This window comes from Mesorhizobium marinum (assembly GCF_040813675.1).
In the GTDB taxonomy this organism is placed as follows: Bacteria; Pseudomonadota; Alphaproteobacteria; order Rhizobiales; family Rhizobiaceae; genus Mesorhizobium_K; species Mesorhizobium_K marinum.
In genome coordinates this window covers 1-861 of record NZ_JBFOCI010000032.1, presented here as the reverse complement: position 1 = coordinate 861, position 861 = coordinate 1, and the positions used below count along the sequence as shown (strand labels likewise).

At 40.7% G+C, this 861-nt stretch carries 1 protein-coding gene and 1 pseudogene; both read left to right on the top strand.

Annotated elements, in window-relative coordinates; translation table 11 throughout:
- The first annotated feature begins 47 nt into the window (after positions 1-47).
- Positions 48-350: a hypothetical protein gene (locus tag ABUE31_RS22715; RefSeq protein ID WP_437344184.1), complete on the top strand. Its 303-nt coding sequence runs from the start codon at positions 48-50 to the stop codon at positions 348-350.
- Positions 351-468: 118 nt separating this feature from the next.
- A pseudogene (locus ABUE31_RS22710) lies at positions 469-861 on the top strand (hypothetical protein); the annotation flags it as partial.

The following is an 861-nucleotide window of genomic DNA, read 5'->3' as shown; positions in this document are numbered from 1 at the left end:
GGAAGGGCAGCTTTATCGTAATTGACGGAAAGCAAAGACTTCTAACGTTGCGTCAATTTCTGTCAGATGGTGATGATCATCAATTCCCCCAGCTTAGGTTGACCGGTCTAAACGATCGGGCTGAATTAAACGGTGTCACGTATAATGATTTGAAGAATGACCCTAAGCTTCAAGATGAATTAAACAACTTTGAGAATCAAACGGTCAGAACCGTTGTGATAAGAGGATGGAAGTCGGAAAAGTATCTTTACTCTGTTTTTCTTAGAATCAACACTGGAAGCGTTCAACTCTCACCTCAANGTGATAAGAGGATGGAAGTCGGAAAAGTATCTTTACTCTGTTTTTCTTAGAATCAACACTGGAAGCGTTCAACTCTCACCTCAAGAGCTAAGGCAGGCCCTGCATCCAGGCCCATTCTCCGACTTCATAGACGATTTCTCCACTGAGTCAGAGCCGTTGAAAAACGCAATGAAGCTAAAAGAGCCTGACTTTCGCATGCGCGACGTCGAATTGGTTTTGCGATTCTTCGCGTATCGCAATTTTATCCAAAATTATTCAGGAGATTTGAAGAAATTCCTCGATGATACTACTAAATATTTCAATGAAAATTGGGATGCAGAAAATGAAAAGTTGTCGCTTCAAGCCAGTGATCTTGATAAATCGCTTATTGCGACCAGAGTAATATTTGGAGAAAGGGCAGAGCTTCGAAAATGGAATGGTTCTATGTATGAAAAGAGAATAAATCGCGCTGTATTTGACATAATGACTTACTATTTTTCAGAAAAAACTATTCGGGATGCGGCTGTCGATAAAGGGGCGGAGATCAAGATTGCATTTCAAAAATTGTGCGAAGAAAACCGT